The sequence below is a fragment of the Microbulbifer mixtoriginis (SeqCode) genome, assembly GCF_052466865.1.
The window spans coordinates 4,475,972-4,494,880 of the sequence record NZ_CP174293.1; the positions used below are offsets into that span (position 1 = coordinate 4,475,972).

Below are 18,909 nucleotides of genomic sequence, written 5' to 3' on the forward strand. Positions count from 1 at the left end.
ATTTTTAACGTTAGGCGACACTGAAGCAAAGCTCCCTCTCCGGTACTGGCCAGAAACAATCAACTGAGGAGGGAGCCCGCGGAAGCTAGAAATCTACCAGGTCAGGCCACCTGCCGGGCGGCGGAACATATTCTGGATACTGGAGAAATCCAACTTCTGGTTTTCGTCACTGGCTCCATGTAGCTGATAAAGGTTTTTTGCCAGAGCCCCCATAGGCGTGGAAGAGGCACTGGTAGCTGCAGCATCCATGGCGAGCCCCAGGTCTTTCAGCATTAGCGCCACGGTGAAACCACCAGAGTAACCATTTGCCGCAGGTACATTCTCCATAGCACCTGGGTAGGGGTTGTAATTGGCCAGAGACCAATTGTTGCCAGAGCTCTGCATCATGATCTCGCTTAGAACCTTGGGGTCCAAGCCTTTGTCTACCCCCAACTGCAGGGCTTCGGCGGTACCGGTCATATGGATAGCCAGAAGCAGGTTGTTACAAATTTTTGCCACCTGCCCTGCCCCAGCCGAGCCGGCGTGAAAAATCTTGGCGCCCATCGCCTGTAACGGCGCCCGCGCGGCATCTACTGCCGCTTCTTCACCTCCACACATAAAACACAAGCTGCCAGCCTGAGCTGCCGCGGTGCCCCCTGAAACTGGCGCGTCAATGGCGAGTAGACCCCGCTCAGATGCGGCCTCATTTACCAGGCGGGCATCTTCCGCAGAGATGGTTGAGCAATCGATAATCAGAGTATTCTCAGCCAGGCGGTTCAGCAGCCCCTCTTCTCCCAGATAAAGCCCTTTCACCGCCGCACCACTGGGCAACATCGAGACTACAATGGAAGCCCCCTCAGCCGCCTGCATTGGGGAGTCGCAGGGCCTACAGCCATCTTCTTGCGCCTGCGCCAGAGCCGTGGGATTGAGATCGAAAGCCGCCACACTAAAACCGGCTTTCACCAGATTGGCCGCCATAGGGCCGCCCATATTCCCCAGACCAAAAAAGGCTATTTTTTCCATAAAAGCCACTCCATATTTTGTTGTTGGTATCCCGTGCGTAAAGCGGCCCGGGTCGCTTTATAAATCCGCAAGCGGATGCGCCCTGCTCCAGGGAGCAGTAAAACAGCTCTCCAGCTGTTGTGGACTAATTTCCTCCAGGCTAAGGGGCCGCCACTTTGGTGTGCGATCCTTGTCAATCAATAGAGCCCGCACCCCCTCCTTGAAATGACCACTGGCACAGAGGTTTACCGCGAGAATCAGCTCCATCCTAAACACATCGGCCAGAGACAAGTGGCGCGTACGTCGCAACTGCTCCCACACCACCCAGGGGGTCAGTGGCGAACCGCCCGCCAGGGTGGTGGCGGCGCGCTGCAACCATTTATCCACCCCTTGATAGGCGCTGATTGCCGCGCAAACCTCCGGCAGGCTGGCAAAGTCCGTAAGCTGCTGGATCTGATCGTAATGTTCGCGCAGCTGTGATTCTGGCCGCTGCAATGGGGAAAGTTCGCAACTTTTAAGGCAATCGCTTATGAGACGGTGGTTAAAAGCACTACTGGCCGAATAATCCAGCGCCGCCAGCGCCGCCAACACGGTCTCGCGCTGCTCCTGCGCAATAATACGGTCGGCCATACCGGCAAACAGGGCATCGGCCCCATTGAACTGAGCCCCGGTCAGCCCCAAGAAAAGCCCCAGGCGACCCGGCATACGGTTCAGGAACCAGCTGCCGCCCACATCGGGAAATAGGCCGATAGTGATTTCCGGCATCGCCATACGCGTGGTTTCAGTCACGATACGATGGCTGGCACCGGCCATAATGCCGATACCACCACCCATCACAATGCCGCCACCCCAGACCACGATTGGCTTGGTATAGGTGTGTATTTGGTAATCCAGGCGATATTCGCGCGAGAAGAATTCGGTCGTGTAACAATATTCCGGCGTTTCACCGTAGGCGGCCGATTGCTCATACAGCGCCACCACATCGCCCCCGGCACAGAGGGCTTTATCACCACTGCCGTCTATCCATACGGCGGCCACCGCATCGTCATCAGCCCATTGATCTAACTGAGCTGAGAGCAGATCAATCATCTGCAGGTTGAGCGCATTGAGCGCCTTAGGCAGGTTGAGGGTCGCGATCGCCAGTGCGCCGCGCCGAGAGAACAACACCGGGGAGTCCTGATCCATTGCTATCTGTCTTATTGCTCTTGTACTAATTAGCGTCGCAGTTAAGCACAGATCAGATTCAACGTCAGCCACACGCGAGTACAACGGCGACATGCTCTGCGGCGCGGTTGCACTTTTTACGCAAACTGATAAGTTGCGCGCAAAATCTGAGCGATTGCAACACCCAGTTACGGAACCCCAAATGGCTGAATACGTATACACCATGAACCGGGTGGGCAAAGTAGTGCCCCCCAAACGTGAAATTCTGAAGGACATTTCCCTTTCCTTCTTCCCCGGCGCCAAAATTGGCGTACTCGGTCTCAACGGCGCAGGTAAATCCACCCTGTTGCGCATTATGGCTGGGGTCGACCAGGACTTTAACGGCGAAGCCCGCGCAATGCCCGGCATCAAGGTCGGCTATCTGCCCCAGGAACCGCAACTCGATGCCAGCAAGACCGTGCGCGGCAACGTAGAGGATGGTGTACGGGAAGCCATTGACGCCCTCGCCGGCCTGGAACAGGTCTACGCCGATTATGCCGAGCCCGATGCGGACTTCGATGCCCTGGCTAAGAAACAGCAACAGTTCGAAGACATTATCCAGGCCTGGGACGCCCACAACCTGGAGCACCGCCTGGAAGTTGCCGCTGACGCACTGCGCCTGCCTCCCTGGGATGCGGACGTCAACAACCTGTCCGGCGGTGAAAAGCGCCGTGTAGCCCTTTGCCGCCTGCTGCTGTCCCGCCCGGATATGCTGCTTCTCGATGAGCCCACCAACCACCTGGATGCGGAATCCGTATTCTGGCTGGAGCGCTTCCTGCACGATTTCACCGGCACTGTGGTAGCCATCACCCACGATCGCTACTTCCTCGACAATGTTGCTGGCTGGATTTTGGAACTGGACCGCGGCCACGGCATCCCCTGGGAAGGCAACTACACCACTTGGCTGGAACAGAAAGAAAAGCGTCTGGAGCAGGAGCAGCGCGGCGAACAGGCCCGCGCCAAAGCCATGCAAAAGGAACTCGAGTGGGCCCGTCAAAATCCTAAGGGCCGCCAGTCCAAGAACAAAGCCCGCCTGTCTCGCCTTGAAGAAATGCAATCCCAGGACTTCCAGGCCCGCAACGAGACCAACGAAATCTACATTCCGCCCGGCGAGCGTCTCGGCGACAATGTGATTGAGTTTAAAGGTGTGAGCAAAGGCTTCGGCGAGCGCCTGCTGATCGACAACCTGTCTTTCCGCGTGCCCAAGGGCGCAATTGTGGGTATCGTCGGCGGTAACGGTGCCGGTAAGTCCACCCTGTTCCGTATGATCAGCGGCACCGAGCAGCCGGACTCCGGCGAGATCAAGACCGGTGAAACCGTTAAGGTCGCCTACGTTGAGCAGGGCCGTGAGAATCTGGATGACAGCAAGACCGTATGGGAAGCCATCTCAGACGGCCATGATATGCTCAAGATCAACAACTACGAAGTGGGCTCGCGCAACTATGTTGGCCGCTTTAACTTCAAGGGCAGTGACCAGCAGAAGCGCGTAGGCGAACTCTCCGGCGGTGAACGCGGACGCCTGCACCTGGCCTACACCCTCAAGCAGGGCGCCAACGTGTTGCTGTTGGACGAACCCTCCAACGATCTGGATATCGAAACCCTGCGCGCCCTGGAAGAAGCCCTGCTCAACTTCCCCGGCTGCGCCCTGGTAATCTCGCACGATCGCTGGTTCCTGGACCGCGTTGCCACCCATATCCTCGCCTATGAGGGTGAGAGTGAAGCGGTCTTCTTTGAAGGTAACTACACCGAGTACCACGAGGACTTTGTGCAGCGTAAAGGCGAAGATGCTGCACCGCATCGGATGCACTATAAAAAGCTGAAGACCTGAAAAGAAAAAAGCCCGCGAAATGCGGGCTTTATAACAATATGAAAACGCTTAACAGGCTGCAGTTTCAGGTTAGTAAGCCACTGACAAATGCCAGCCATAATCTACATAAGTTATTAAAAAAGAATACCCTAATCACTATCTTTTAACAATTATGGGTATTCTTCTTATCAAACCAAAAAGCCTTAATCCTCTATTAGAGAGAAATTAAGTTTCATCTGGTAATGCAATCACTGCATCTGGGCCAGCAGTAACATCTGTTTCAGTATGCATTTCACATCTCCTTTTAAAAATTGAAATTCGCCCTTAACCAATCATAGCTAAGGACGCCCTACAGCTTAACGCGAGTTAAGCCTATCACACCACAATTAACCAAAAATTATGGGTGAGCGATCACAATTAAGCTATTCGAATAGTTTTGCACACAATGAAACGATCGTCTTAAATTATCTGGATCCAAAGCTGCAAAACTCTCATCCAATACCAACAACTCAGAATTCTGCAAAAGTGCCCGCGCAATAAACAAGCGACTCATCTCACCGTGAGATAATCTCCACCCCATTTCCCCCACCGTCTGTAACATCCCTGCAGGCATTTTTTTAATCAATGGGCTCAAACCTAATTCATCACAAACTTTATAGGCTCTACGAACACTTTCCGCCTTTGGTGGCCATTCATCTCCCATTAATAAATTAAATAAGAAAGAATCGCCAAGTACATGATTTTCATGAAATTGTGGTACTGATGCAACCAGCCTGCGCCAATGCCCAGCACCAATACTGGTTCTATCGTACCCATTGATAAGTAATATACCCTCTCTTTGCTTTTGGATGCCGGCAATCACATTTGAAAAAGTAGATTTACCTGAACCAGAAGCCCCCTGTAAAATTACTCGATCACCGGGATAAATACTCAGCTTACAATTTTTTAAGACCGCCTTATCTTGATTAGGGTAATTAAAACTTAAGTCACGGATATAGCACAATGGCTGCTTGGCCCCTGGTATGCCTGAATGAACTTTATCGGCCACTGAGATAGAGGTAGCGCCCCGCTTTAAAGCCGCCTCCAAGGAAAAAAGTTCACGTACTTTTTCCCAAGTCACCAGGGCGCTGAGTCCACTGGAATACCCTGTCATGCCTTTCAGTACTGCGCGATATCCAAGCAGTACCCCCCCCAAAGCCGCAGCAATTTGCCCACTCTCAGTATTGCTATTGACAAAAACAGGCACCAAGCCAGTTATACCCAATAGCAACCAGAAACGTGGCAAAAATGCGACTAGGCGAGTCATGTTGCCATCCATTGCCGTAGAACTTCGCAAATACTCTTCCAGTTCCTGATCTTCCCCCCGGTGCCAATCCGAAGGTTTCTGCTGTGCCAATCGGGTCCGGTGGCCAAGCATTTTCTCAATTAGACGGTGGGTCATACTCAAACGTTGACCGGTCCAGTATTGACGAGCCAAATACTGGGCACGCCCTAGAGCGATGGCTATAAGTAAAAATAGGGTCAAAATCCCCAACGATATTGGAGTTCCAAGACTTAGCTGTAGCACGATGAAAGCCAATACCAGCTCTACACCACCGAGTAGTAGCATAAAGCTCGCCTGTAGAGCACTGGCTTCTATATTTTCTGCATCATAAACACGCCCAAGTATCTGTCCCGAACCCATATGGCGCACCTTGCCTGGATCTATTCGCAAAGCGCTGGCGAGTAAGCGCTGCTTCAACAAGGCACCTGTTTCTAGCGATATGGAGCCTTGTAACCGAGCAGTTAAGAGTGAAAGGGGTATCTGTGTTATCAGTAATAATACCCAGGCTACCAGCCAGCCACTATCTACATGGCCATCAAGAACAGCACGACCTATCAACCACCAGCTGGCTATAAACAAGAGTACTTGTATTGTGTGGCAGGTGATCATGCTTAGAAAGCGCAAATGCTGGCGATGATGGCGCAGCTGCTGCCAAAAAGAGCGGTGGGAAGGCTGCCGCAACAACCAGCAGTCATTGATTTCTAGCCCTACTAGATTTTCTCGTAATAATGCCTCGGTGGCTTTTTTACGCCGCCGCCCAACTATTTCGGCACTGTCCAGTAGGCGTGCAATACGTTGACGCTGAGGTGTTTCTTGTGCGCTTGTTAGTGCTCTCAACACTTGACCTGGGCGCAGCTTTACGACTTGTTGTGATGGCGTAAGAAAATGTAAAAAACGACGATTACCACCACACAAAGCGATGAAATATTCCTCCTCTGCAAAGCGCAAACGCAGTAAGGCTGGTGCGGCCCGGACCAACATCTGCTCCAACTCCCCATATTTGCAGTTAACTCGCTCAATATTTAAATCGAAAGCTTCTGCCTGTAACTGTAAGCGAGCATCTGTATCCAAATATACTTGCGCTTTATTTTCGAAGTCAGGAACTGCAGGCTCAAGCCCGCTATGAAGAGCCAGAGCTTTCACTGCACCATCTAGCTGGACTGCAGGCCAACAGTGATGGCGCAGCTTGCTTATGGAAGCTTCAGGTTTCACTATGCACCTCTTGAGACTGCACAGCGCCTCTATCTTGAGCCCGTTTTTTTATTGCAGATTGAAGCTCAGTAATTCGCCCTTGTTCCATACGCAGATGGCGCCAATCGGCACTTTGCCAACACTCTTGCCAGAGTCTCTTTTCCGCTGTAAGAAGTTGGACATAACGAGATTCATTTTGTGTTTCCAGATTTGCGGGTGCGTCATCCTCAATAATTTGCCCATCTTCTACCACCAATACGCGAGGAAAATCTTTGGTTTCTGAAATATCATGAGTGATGCAAATTAAGGTGGTGTCTTTCCATACTCGCCTTACACGAGCAAGTAAGCGCTGGCGTTGCCCGCGGTCTAGCCCGCGAAACGGCTCATCTAAAATGACACAAGCTGGAGACTCTCGGCCTAGGGCACGACCTAATCGCACGCGCTGCCCCTCCCCTCCGCTGACAAGCGCACCACTTTCCCCCAAGGTGCTCTGTAAACCATCTGGCAAAGAGGCAACTAGGTTTAATAGATCAGCCTGTTGCAGTGTTGGGAACAAGGAGGATGAGGAGTTATTACCGTAGTGTAGGTTATCCAGCAAACTGCTATTCCAAAGTTGTATTGCAGGGTCGACCCAAGCACAACTTAGACGAAAACGACACAGTAATTCACCCTGTAATTTCTCGCCATTTAGCAATAGGATTCCACTCTCAGGGTTATGCCAACCCAACAATAAACCGGCCAAGCTTGACTTGCCAGCACCAGATGAACCAACAATGGCGACATGCTCCCCGGAGGCAACATTCAGATTAATATTCTTAAGAATGCTTCTACCACTGGCTTTAACACTGACATTATCAAAACGAAATGATACAGGCGCCTTTAAAGGTTGAACCCTTTTATCATTAAAAGGCTCTTCACTAGCACCAACCGTAACCGCTTGCAGCGGCTCTAAAGCTCTCAACAAGGTATTCCTATGACGAGGGTAGCTCCGCATTAACTGTGCGATATCTTCCCCCAGCGGCGGCAGTGCCAATACCCAATAAATTAGCAGAAGTAAGTAGGGACTTGCCCCCAGGATCTGAACACAGTAAATCACCAGTACACAAGTGAGAACCCCATTCACAATCAGCTGCACCGCTTGGCTATTAAGCTGGAAACGCAAAGAGGAATAGCCTGCTTTAATCCACTCGGTGAGCAAACTTTCATGTTCACGGCGAACAGACTCTCCTGCACCGTGTGTACGAATTGGTATTATTCCCAGCAAGGCATCCATATAAAATCTAGCCAGAGCGCCAGTATGGGTCTGGACACGCATATTATGATCACTAAGTACTGGCTGATATAACAGAGGGATAACTACCTGTAACCCCGTCATTAATAACACCAAAGGCGCGGTAGTGGGCGCTATCCAAACGATACCAATAGCTGTTGCGAGCAGTGACAAACCTTTGAACAGTATCCCTCCCCCCAGTAAAGGCAACTCTCTCAGAGCTACTATACGATGACCTCTCTCTGCGGTATCTGAGGTTGGGCGGCTTTGAAAGAAGTGGTCCGGTATTTTCGGCAAGGCGGAAAGAAAGCGCATACGAAAACGACTTTCCAAGTGCTTACCAATAATTAACTGCAGCTTGGTCATCGGCCATTGCACAAGTATGAGCGTCAACATAAATCCCAGTAATAAAGTAACAGCGCCGATTCTCTGCACCTCCGTAGCTAGTTCCGAGTGGATATCGATCAAACCTCGAAATAGCAGTGCCTCAACCATCACACCAAGCACCGCAGCAAACATCGCAAGCATCACGATACTCGGGGCAAGAAAACCATCCTCTCGCAAAAACTCCCATAACTGACCGAGTGGGCTTATTGACTGTACTTGTAAAGCTTTGCTTAGAGCCTCCGACTTAGGTTTGATTTCTTTCCTTTCACGTACCCCCTTTACGCTGACTATTACGGCGCCGCTGAACTCCAACAGCTCTGGTTCAAGCTCAACTGTGTCAACTTCTTCAGTGCCGGGAGAACTGGAAGGGCGTACACACCAATAGCTCTGTGGTACTAGTTGATAAGCGTTAATCCTGTCTTCTGAAAAGTCACTTATCAGCCTTTGCAACAATGCACTTGTTTCTGCCCCTCGTCGCACCGCACCAGAGCCAACGAGCGCTGCCAACATTCTTACACTGGCATCGAGAAAAGCCAGTGAGAGCCAATCCCCTTTCTTCAAGGCTTGCTCACACATTACTTCGCTGATGGATTTAGAAATTCTCAGCTGCTCCATACGCTCTTGCAGGGGATCGATAAAATCTTTTCCTCCAGCCCAACTTCTCCACCCTTGCGGCGGAACACGCATAGTGTGGATATGTAACTCATCGAGAAAGTGTCGCGCACTGGGCCAACGTCTTCCCGAGGCTGGGTCCATAACCTGTATAATTCCCCGGTGATTACGCCAAGCAACAACAAAGTGAGTATTACCATTGGGCAAGCGCACCACCACCAGCCCCGGCAAGTAGCCAGCTGAACCTAACAGCAAGTGATCTTTGGGCACGACCATCTGTGCCGCATCCAACCCCAGCTCAACCGCAATTTTCTCTAGGGTATTAATAGAAGTGCCGTCTACATCAGTTTGACAGGCATCACGCAGGTGGCCGTAGTGTACATTTACACCAAAGCCTTCAAGCAAGCTCTTAAGGGATGCAGGGCCACAATCCATATTGGAAGTTTGCACAACTTCGGGAACCAACCAGCGAACTTGTCCCTTCACTACAGGGTCTCCAACGAATTTACGCTACTTTCTGCTTGGCCTGATAAGAAGTCGCCAGCACTTTGCAATAGCAACTGATATGGTGTCTTTACTCCAGTGGCAATCTCTACCCTTGCTGGTAGGTCATGCAATAGCGGCAACTGTGGGGGAATCTCTCCACGGAGAGATAACTCAACGAGAATCTTTCCTTTTTGCACAGCACTAGCGACCCGCTCTACACGGGCCTGTAACTGACCATAACGCGCCCAGGAAAACCCATCTAATTTTACTCGCGCACTCTGCCCTGAACGAATATGTCCCAAAGCAAGGGCAGGGGAGAAAAACGCCTGTACGGTGATATTACCCTCAGCCTGTAGTGTGGCAATCTGTTGCCCTGCGACTAATACCTCCCCTTCCTGAATATCCGCCAGTGAAGCAAGCTTACCGGAGATAGGCGCACGCAGACGCTGTTCATCTACCGCCAAGGTGCTCTGCTGAATGCGAGTATCCACCTCCGCCAGCTGTCTTTGTAGATCTGCTCGACGCTGTTCCAATTCACTCATGGATAACTGGTACTCGCTAGCCAATTGCTCCCGGCGATCATGGGTTGCTCTTATTGCCGCTTTCGATGCGAGGGTGGCCATGGCCATTTGCTGATAGGTACGTTTAGCTGCAAGGTAATCAAGTTCAGAGCTTTGCTGTTTCTTCAGCAAGCGTTCATAGCGCTCCGCCACATCTGCCTGAATCTGCTGGTTGTTCATCTGAAGTTTGTGCTGTTCTTGGAGCAGCTTCAGCTGATCACTTAAAGCCTTGTCGTCTTCAGTAAATTTTTTATCCCGTAAACGCTCCTCTCGCTCTATTGCCAGTAATTGATCCGAGAGGCTCTGAGATACTCGAAAATCACCATCTAGATCCAAATCAAATGCCCTGGTATCCAGCTCTATTAGCAAGTCTCCTTCTCTCAAGGTATCTCCCAGCGAGGCAGTAATAGCAACTACTCTTCCTGTACTCTGAGTGCTGACATGTACGGTATTCTGCTCTTGTTCAAGTCTCGCCTGGTCACTAACGCTATAAACCGTGATTTCTTTTAAAAAAAACCATATCCCCCAGCCCAGTAATAGAAATACCCCTAATATGCTTATCAGCGCTAGAGAGTAGATTGAGTCGGAGTTGATCGCGCGGGAAGTTTGAATAAACGGAGTTGGCAATAGGATTCACCCTGTTTGTACCAGTTAAGGCGAGTAAGATATTCATTGTATTTATGCGAAACCAGTGTGATCTGTGTGCCGCGGCGCCAAATCTAATTCTCTATTATCTGATAGTCAAATTCGAAGAAATTTTACTTGCAGGAGAAGTTTCACTTCACTATCAAACCCGTGATAACAGCTCAAGCAGGCCTGGAAATATCGAAAAAGGCAAGGGCTGATAAGTCACCCCTCTTTAGATATTTGAAATGTGATCAGGGTATCAAGCAAAACCTTTAGAGCCATCTGAGAGATTCTGCGCCCTATACTGAGTAGATTGACGATAAAATTACAGCCAATTACAAAAACCCTGGTACTGATACACGGTCTGTTTCATAGTGGTTGGTACTGATCTAAAGTCAATCAAAGGCTCGCGCTGGGTCTTTAGCCTAACCCAAACAGGCCTAGGTGAGTGCCAACACCTACTTTCCACTAAAGTGGGTATCAATACTTTCTTTGACGATATAGTCAACCTGATAGCAGGGGAGGAGTTACAAGAAATACTGGTAGTGGGGCACGGCCTTGGTGGGATCACAACCTCCACTTTATCTGATAAATTAAGAGAGCGTATTCAGCATTTGATTTATCACAATGTTGCTACCGCTCACTTCTATAAATAGCTGCCATGAAAACAGGGCCCAGAGATTCGCTATTAGCCTATTAGTTCGGGGAAGCCAATGTTTTATGCCTACCTCAGCCTCCAATTTTGATATAACAAATCCGAATGATATAGCTTAGGTAGAGAGCCACCTTACCCTATCCAGTTAGAACTTATCTAGACTCTGTAAATATATCGAAGCTTGTTGGATCAGGGTTAGACTGCACTTACATCGCGTACAGTAAAACTCTACACCCCTCTTTTTCATTCAAGCAGACACTGGGAAAAAACGAAAATAACTAGAAAATTAAATATACAACAACAGTGCACAGCGCCCCCATTAATGACCCTGATATTGCCAGTGATACCCTAATAGATTTGTAAAATTAGCAGCTCATTTTTTAACAGCTACACTAACTGTATATTAGCTGCACGAAGAAGCGAGAGCCTCTTCAATAGAGATACTAGGAATCCCGCATATGTCCAGCTGTAAAATATTTGTAGAAGTCTCGAAGATAATTCCTGACTCTGCAGCCAATATCTTTAATGAGATAGTGACCAAGCGCTTGGAAACAGAGGGAGAAAAAATTCCAGTTGTCGTGATCGAATCCAAGCAGGTTGAGCCGGCCGGTTGTTATATCGAAATTCTCTGTAATAGAACACCTCATCGCACTCATGAGGTGATACAAAGCATGGCCATTGAGCTTGACAATACGGCTAGAAGGATATTTCAGATTGACGAACCTATCGGAGTAAGGATTCAAATGGTGGATGATGATTTTTTATCCAGCATAAACTAGGCCTTGAGAGTAAACATGAACACTCTCGATAAAGGAGGCCTTCTTTTTATAGAAGACCTCCCGCAAAAAATATCAACTTACAATAAGTTTTAGCTAGAACCTAGCACTTGCCCCAAAGCGAAAATACCGAGGGACTTGATATTCTTGATTTACCCCCCAGCTTGGATCTAACACACCGGGACTTGACTCAGCAAACTCATAAACCTCTGTTTCAGCATCCGCATCAAGAAGGTTAAAGACCTCAGCTCTAAGCTCCACATCAGCCAAACCAATGCGAGTACTATAGACAAGGGATAAATCTATCTGATTGACCCAGCTAGTTCGCCCTCTACTGCCTCGACTTGTCTTAATAAGATTTCCATTTGAGTCAGTCACATAATAAGTATCTCCATAAGCCGGGGTTCCATTGGGATGGCCAGCACCAAAGGAGTTAATTGGGCGCCCTGATTGCAAAAGGAAATTAGCCCCCAACAAAAGATTCTCCATCACCTGATAGTTCCCATAAATTTTTATTTTATGAGTACGATCATTTGGCAAATATCCGTTGGCTCCATCCATCAACTCAGGGAAATCAAAATCTTGGGTAATCCCAGCATCATCCTGGGCGTTGTCCGACTTAACGTACCCCTCACTATTCCCCTTACTCTGAGACCAGGTGTAACTCGCACTTAAACCCCAAATACCATCAAAGGCGCGCTTCGCGGAAAATTCTAACTCCTTATAAGTCCTTTTGGCCTCAGGATAGTTAAGCAGTTCAGCCGAAAATGTTGTCATTTCCAACTCTCCCGTTCCATAACGATCGTAAGGTATGGTGATATCACTTCCCGGGTTTGCAAGCACATAACCATGACCATCACCAGTGTGCTCATATCCCAAAGCATCTACCGCATGGTCAATACTCACATCATCAATATGTGATTTTAAATCACGATAGGTAGCTTTAATTCCCAATGTCCAGTCATCCGCAAAAAGTCTCTCATAACCAAGAATAAACTCATCCTGATACATAGGCTTGAGGTCTTTATCCGAGAGCTGAGCACTATCCGGCACATTACCATCTGAAGTTACCCTTGCGGATCCAACTTCTTCAGATGTAGGAACGCCATCGGCACCAACATTTGTAGGGGCATATGTTTTCGGATCGTATTCTCCATCAAAAATGAAATACCTTTCAAATCCCAATTCACCGCCAGATAAGCGCACATTGGTGTTGGAAGCGATAGGCATAAAGTAACGACCCCAATTGCCATATACTCTGGACTCACCATCACCACCGGGATCCCAAGAGAAGCTTAACCGTGGCGCCCACTGATCATCAATTTCAATAAAAGTATCGCCCTCTCCATTAAAGTTAGAGAAAGTTTCATTACGAATTCCTGCACTTAAAGTAAGTGTATCCGTAATATCCCAGGTATCTTCGATATAAAAAGCTTTTGACTCAACCTCAAAGTCCCCTTCTACATCGCCAACCCGATAAGAGACTATATGCACGGGATCCTCAGCGCCGTTTTCAGAGGGAACTATCGTACCATTGGGTAACTCTTTACCTGGCTGGTATGTTTTATAGGTGTAGAAGACGCCTCCATCGGCTCTTAATCCTGTACCCGAATAGGTTTCTTTGGAGGAGGAGGAGTTAGTTTCCTGATCGTAGCCGAAACGAATTGTATGATCATTAATCACCCACTCTAAATCGATACGATCAGCTACCCTTTCATCACCACCAGTTTGAACCCTAGAACTGGCTTGACAACCCGGTCTGTCATCTGTATTTCCAGGTAAAGCACCGGTACTAAAGTCCCTTACATAAGGGCACTCCATATCTGTTGTACTAATTGTAGTAAGTGAGTATTCATTCTGGCCATGGAGCATAGAAACACTGAAATTATCTGTTATCTGACCATCATAACGAACCAGCCAGTTATCTCCGCCACGCTTATCCCACTTAGTGCCCGTATACTCTTTTTTATCTCTATTAAAATAGTCGTAATCAAATTGATCATTTTCCCTGGTGCGCTTATCAGAGAATTGCATATAAGAGAGGATATGGTTATCAGTTACATTCCAGGTTAAATTGACTCCCCAGAAATCATCATCAATACTTCTATCGTTGTATCTGCTTGGACTTCCTCTTGTAGTGAATTCTTCAACCGTTTCCTGCTGTTCGTAAAGGGCATAGAAAAATAATTTATCCGGAATGATAGGGCCACTAACATAATAATCTGTTGTGTACTTGGACTGCTCATTTTCCGAATTTAAGTCATAGAGAGTCCCATCTGCAGAGAGAGAGTCGGGTGCTTCTGAACGCAAGGCTGCAGGCTCATAATAGGCAACCACACCATATTCAAATTCGTTGCTGCCTTTCTTGGTAACGGCGTTGAACACCCCCCCCAAAGAACGACCAAATTCAGCACTATACCCCCCGGTTTTTATTTGGAACTGGTCATAAAATTCAAAAGGTACCGATGATCCACCCAATCCGTTGCGGAAATTAGTGACATTGAGGCCATCAATATAATAGGCGTTTTCTCCTACGGATGCCCCCCCAAACGATATCAGATCCTTATCTTCACCAAACCCAGAATCGCCTAAAACAGTACCAGGAGCCAATAAAGCAACCGATTCAATATTACGAGCAACCGGTAACATCTCTATATCTGACAAGCCAATATTCAGTGCAGATTCTGCCGTGCCAGTGCGGATCTGGGGAATCGCCTCCCCCACTACAACCACCTCCTCCAGATCTCCCAATATCAACGATATATCTAACTTGGTAGAGCTACCTATTGAAACGGCAACGGCTTCAACTACTGCGGGCTGATAGCCATCTTTCTGAACAGTCACCTTATAGATGCCTGTGGGCAAATTCACCCGGAAGTCACTATCCTCACCCGTGGACATAGTCCTTCTAAAGCCATTTTTATCATTTTCTATAATAATTGTAGCGCCTCTCAGGTCGTTACCACTGCTACTAATAACTGTCCCATCAATAGCCCCATTCACGTTGCCTGCTGCCAACGCCTGCCCCCCAATAACCGGTAAGCTAATAGATGCAGCCAGCAGCACACGCTTGAAGTTCTTCATAAAGCCATCCTTTTGATTATCAATAAATTTATAATTTATTATTTACAAGCTTTACTTAAACCGATGATCGTCCCCCAGCGACCCCATTTTCAACTCTAATAAAATAGTGATTCAACTAGCTAAAACCGCCATATTATTCCCCTTCAAACAATTAACACAACAGGCATAAAAACTTATTTAAAATGAAAAATATTATTAACGCCACAAAATCGACCCCTATAGCCACCCCATTAAAAACAATTTAATAAAATAATTAAAAAGCATTAAAAGCGACGCGAATAAACACACAAACAGGATTTCAAAATCATCACGAAAGAAAAAGAAATAGAAAAATAAAAAGGGAAGTAGTAATAGTCAGCTTCAGATTCAAACCAATAAGCGAAAAGATTTTATTAAGCCATCAAAAAGATGATCATCAATTCATCTTGTCAATTTAAGAATAAGCAGGAAGAAGGAAGAAGGAAGAAGGAAGAAGGAAGAAGGAAGAAGGAAGAAGGAAGAAGGAAGAATATTGAAAACTAGATGGCGAATTCAAGGGGCAGTATTATCTACCCCTTGAAAAAAGCTACTTGCGCAAAAACTCCAGCATCCATTTTGCAACCATATTCTCGTGAATATCGTTTTGCAGGGAGGCCTGGCCCTTTTCCACCACATCAGTACCAAAAGCTTCTCGACGTAACTCCATCAGGCTATTGGAATAAGGTTTGGTAAACTCAGGGTGGGCCTGGAAAGTGAGCATGTGATCATCAACCTGGAGCATCGCCATTGGGCAGAACTCGCTGGAAGCCAGTACTCGACCGCCGGGAGGAAGAGTATCTACTTGGTCCTGGTGAGTAACCAACAGGTTGAAGCTATTCGTAGGCTCCGACATCCAGGAGGGGGTTTCCTGCATTTCATAGGAATGCACTCCCAAACCCCAACCTTTATCAGATTTGCGAGCCCTTCCACCCAGTGCCTGAGCAATCAGCTGATGACCAAAGCAGATTCCAATAGTTGGTTTTTTTTGGTCATGCAGCTTGCGCACAAAGTCCATCAGTGGAGGAATCCATTCCTTGTCATCATAGACACCGGTTTTACTGCCGGTAATTAGGTAGGCATCCACCTCATCGACCTGGGCCGGGTACTGGCCGTGCTGCACTTCATAGGTGGAGAACTCCAGTGTGGGGTCCTGGCTGCGCAATAGATCTGCGAACATCTCCGGATATTCACCGTATTCGCCCACCAGCTCCTTGCGCACATCGTCGGTTTTTAAAACTCCAATCTTCATTATTTCACCGCTGGGTTGACTGCTGAGTTTTCGGATTATGGCATATTCGGGAATGCAAAGGTGGCTTGTCTGTCGCTTGAACAAGTCATCTAAAACGTTAAATACCAGCTCTTAAGCTTCAATTCCCTACGCATAGGTGCTTTTCATTTCCCGCCGCCTGCCAATATAGCCCTCTTCCACGTAGGGCTTTTCGCTTTCCGACTTTGCCGACCCACTAACCAAGAACATTCCGGTGCGGGCATTCTTACCTAAAGGACTTTTGTGTATGATCGCGCACTTAGCACATTTTTCAGCCAATTATTGGGCTAACGGGTATCCCAGAGGCAATTAGGGCTACTCGCCAACTAAATTGAGGACACACAATGACCACAACGACCTCCCCCAGCGACCAGCAGGATAGCCCGCCCGGACGCAAAACGGCCTTTACCCGCTTCCTGGATGTGGTGGAATGGCTCGGCAACCTGCTCCCCCATCCCATTACGCTCTTTGCGCTCTTTGCTGTGGGTGTGGTGATTCTAAGCGGTATAGCCTCCTACTTTGGTCTTTCTGTAGCAGACCCACGCCCAGTGGGTGCTGCGGGACGCGATCCCGATGGGGTAATTGAGGTCTTCAATCTATTAAGTGGCGACGGCCTCCGGATGATCGTCACCGGTCTAGTGAATAACTTTACTGGCTTCGCACCACTGGGTACCGTTCTCGTAGCCCTTCTTGGAGTGGGTATCGCCGAGCACTCTGGATTGTTGAGTGCCGCCGTTCGCGGCTTGGTACTGCAAGCCTCCAAGCGCACAGTCACCGTGATCGTGGTATTCGCCGGCATCATCTCCAACACAGCCTCTGAACTTGGCTATGTAGTACTTATTCCTCTCGCCGCCATGATCTTCCACTCTCTTGGCCGCCACCCCCTTGCCGGTTTAGCTGCTGCCTTTGCCGGCGTATCTGGGGGCTACAGTGCTAACCTGCTACTAGGGACGGTGGACCCACTCCTATCGGGAATCACCGAATCTGCAGCCCATATGATTGACCCAACTTACAGCGTTGGCCCGGAAGTGAACTGGTTCTTTATGATCGTCAGTACCTTCCTGATCACCATTGTTGGCAGCTGGGTCACCATGGCCATCGTTGAACCCAAGCTGGGTAAGTACGATCCCAACGAGGCCTCCGTTGACCTGAGTCAGGACAAACTTGGTACGCTTACCGACGATGAAAAACGCGGCCTTAAGTACGCTGGTCTTGCGGTTCTGGCTGTCTCCGCGGTATTTGCCCTGACGGTTGTGCCCGAGTGGGGTGTGTTGCGCAACCCGGAAACTGGCCTGGTAGCCGGCTCGCCGTTCCTGAAAGGTATTGTGTCCCTTATCCTGGTGTTCTTCGCTATCCCCGGCTTTGTCTATGGCAAGGTGGTGGGCACCATGAAGAATGACCGTGATGTCATTGATGCCATGGCCAAAAGTATGAACAGCATGGGTATGTATATCGTGCTGGTATTTTTCGCCGCGCAGTTCGTCGCCTTCTTCAAGGTGACCAACCTGGGGACTATCTTCGCCGTACTGGGCGCCGATGCCCTGCAGAGCATCGGCCTGACAGGCCCACTGCTATTCCTGTTCTTTATCATGATGTGCGGATTTGTGAATCTGATGCTGGGTAGTGCCTCAGCACAGTGGGCCGTTACCGCTCCAATCTTTGTGCCGATGTTGATGCTGCTGGGCTATGCGCCTGAGGTGATACAGGCTGCTTATCGAATTGGCGACTCGGTTACCAATGTCATTACCCCGATGATGAGCTACTTCGGTCTGATCATCACCTTCGCCGCCCGCTATAAAAAAGATCTGGGTATGGGAACACTGATCGCCACAATGATCCCCTACTCCATCTTCTTCTTTGTTGGCTGGACTGCATTGTTCTATATCTGGGTATTTGCCCTGGGCCTCCCCGTTGGTCCCGGTGCAGCAACTTATTATGGTGGCTAAAACCCACTTATTGAAAAGGCCCGCTTTTTAGCGGGCCTTTTCAATTGTGAAAGAAATATGCACATTTAAGCTCAATTCTGTAATTGAAAGATCTCGAGCGTCTCATCCAAACCTCCACGACCCCTGATATAATTGGTACCATTGAGCCAATATTAATTTTTTTATCCGACCAGACTAAAAAATTTATATTCCCAGTGACGCAGTCGTCATAAAACAAAAAATACTTAAATTGAAAATTTAGGGATAAAATACCTAAAAAACAACAATAAAAAGATTTATTTCCCATTCGGCTACTTCCGGGAAGTACCCCCAAGTTATCTTTGGCCTTTAAAATACCTAAATAAAACGAGTAACATTACGCAGTAATAACGTTTTGCGGAGATCGATACGCGGATTATCGCCAGCATAGACCTGCCCTGATCTAACTATCATTCATTTTTCCGCTCAGGACGAGCACCGTGGTTGTGCCCTACCTTGCCCTTTTGAAGGGTAAAGATTGCTATTGCCCTCCATTACCGACATTACAGGACGTCGACACAGAGCAGGCCCTGGCCAGAGAGACTGTCCTTTAAACCAGTCGTAAAGAAGCCTTCACTAGATAAACAGTTTGAGCCATATGGCTCTTTTTTATCTTTGGCGTCCGCCCAGATCCGATCTATTCCGCTGGATTAACCCTTCTCCACCTGGGAAATGTATAAAAGTAATTTTTTCCAGG

General features: G+C 48.5%; 10 protein-coding genes. 3 read left to right on the forward strand and 7 right to left on the reverse strand.

Going from position 1 to position 18,909, the window contains the following annotated elements; genetic code table 11:
* Nucleotides 1-93: 93 nt before the first annotated feature.
* Together mmsB and ACJJJA_RS20180 are read right to left on the reverse strand one after the other, a co-directional pair.
* Complete coding sequence (gene mmsB, locus ACJJJA_RS20175) at nucleotides 94-1,002, reverse strand: 3-hydroxyisobutyrate dehydrogenase (protein WP_444903192.1); 909 nt, start codon at nucleotides 1,000-1,002, stop codon at nucleotides 94-96.
* 57 nt (nucleotides 1,003-1,059) lie between these two features.
* Complete coding sequence (locus ACJJJA_RS20180; RefSeq protein WP_444903193.1) at nucleotides 1,060-2,166, reverse strand: enoyl-CoA hydratase/isomerase family protein; 1,107 nt, start codon at nucleotides 2,164-2,166, stop codon at nucleotides 1,060-1,062.
* A 181-nt stretch (nucleotides 2,167-2,347) separates the two neighbouring features.
* Here ACJJJA_RS20180 and ettA point away from each other — a divergent pair, with 181 nt between their 5' ends.
* Nucleotides 2,348-4,012 carry an energy-dependent translational throttle protein EttA gene (gene ettA, locus ACJJJA_RS20185; RefSeq protein ID WP_444903194.1) on the forward strand — a complete coding sequence of 555 codons (1,665 nt, stop codon included), beginning with the start codon at nucleotides 2,348-2,350 and terminating at the stop codon, nucleotides 4,010-4,012.
* Between the two features lie 376 nt (nucleotides 4,013-4,388).
* Here the strand turns inward: ettA and ACJJJA_RS20190 are convergent, their stop codons facing one another.
* From ACJJJA_RS20190 to ACJJJA_RS20200, 3 genes are read right to left on the reverse strand one after another with little or no spacing between them, the layout of a single operon-like run.
* Entirely contained in the window at nucleotides 4,389-6,527 is a 2,139-nt protein-coding gene (locus tag ACJJJA_RS20190; protein ID WP_444903195.1) for an ATP-binding cassette domain-containing protein, read from the reverse strand.
* Nucleotides 6,517-9,261 (reverse strand): ATP-binding cassette domain-containing protein, encoded by a 2,745-nt coding sequence (locus ACJJJA_RS20195; RefSeq protein ID WP_444903196.1) that lies wholly within the window; start codon nucleotides 9,259-9,261, stop codon nucleotides 6,517-6,519. Before ACJJJA_RS20195 ends, ACJJJA_RS20190 begins: the two co-directional genes overlap by 11 nt.
* Nucleotides 9,261-10,448: an HlyD family secretion protein gene (locus ACJJJA_RS20200; protein WP_444903197.1), complete on the reverse strand. Its 1,188-nt coding sequence runs from the start codon at nucleotides 10,446-10,448 to the stop codon at nucleotides 9,261-9,263. The genes ACJJJA_RS20195 and ACJJJA_RS20200 overlap by 1 nt, the downstream gene beginning before the upstream one ends.
* A gap of 1,113 nt (nucleotides 10,449-11,561) precedes the next feature.
* Between ACJJJA_RS20200 and ACJJJA_RS20205 the strand changes: the two genes are divergently transcribed.
* Nucleotides 11,562-11,882 carry a hypothetical protein gene (locus tag ACJJJA_RS20205; RefSeq protein WP_252083370.1) on the forward strand — a complete coding sequence of 107 codons (321 nt, stop codon included), beginning with the start codon at nucleotides 11,562-11,564 and terminating at the stop codon, nucleotides 11,880-11,882.
* A 93-nt stretch (nucleotides 11,883-11,975) separates the two neighbouring features.
* Here ACJJJA_RS20205 and ACJJJA_RS20210 read toward each other — a convergent pair whose 3' ends face one another.
* Together ACJJJA_RS20210 and ACJJJA_RS20215 are read right to left on the reverse strand one after the other, a co-directional pair.
* Nucleotides 11,976-14,963 (reverse strand): TonB-dependent receptor, encoded by a 2,988-nt coding sequence (locus tag ACJJJA_RS20210; RefSeq protein ID WP_444903198.1) that lies wholly within the window; start codon nucleotides 14,961-14,963, stop codon nucleotides 11,976-11,978.
* Between the two features lie 565 nt (nucleotides 14,964-15,528).
* Nucleotides 15,529-16,230, reverse strand: a complete 702-nt coding sequence (locus tag ACJJJA_RS20215) for a glutamine amidotransferase-related protein (RefSeq protein ID WP_252083372.1) — start codon at nucleotides 16,228-16,230, stop codon at nucleotides 15,529-15,531.
* A 362-nt stretch (nucleotides 16,231-16,592) separates the two neighbouring features.
* On the opposite strand from ACJJJA_RS20215, the gene ACJJJA_RS20220 reads away from it, so the two are divergent.
* Nucleotides 16,593-18,194, forward strand: coding sequence for an AbgT family transporter (locus ACJJJA_RS20220; RefSeq protein WP_252083373.1), 1,602 nt, complete (start codon nucleotides 16,593-16,595; stop codon nucleotides 18,192-18,194).
* The last annotated feature ends 715 nt before the right edge of the window (nucleotides 18,195-18,909 follow it).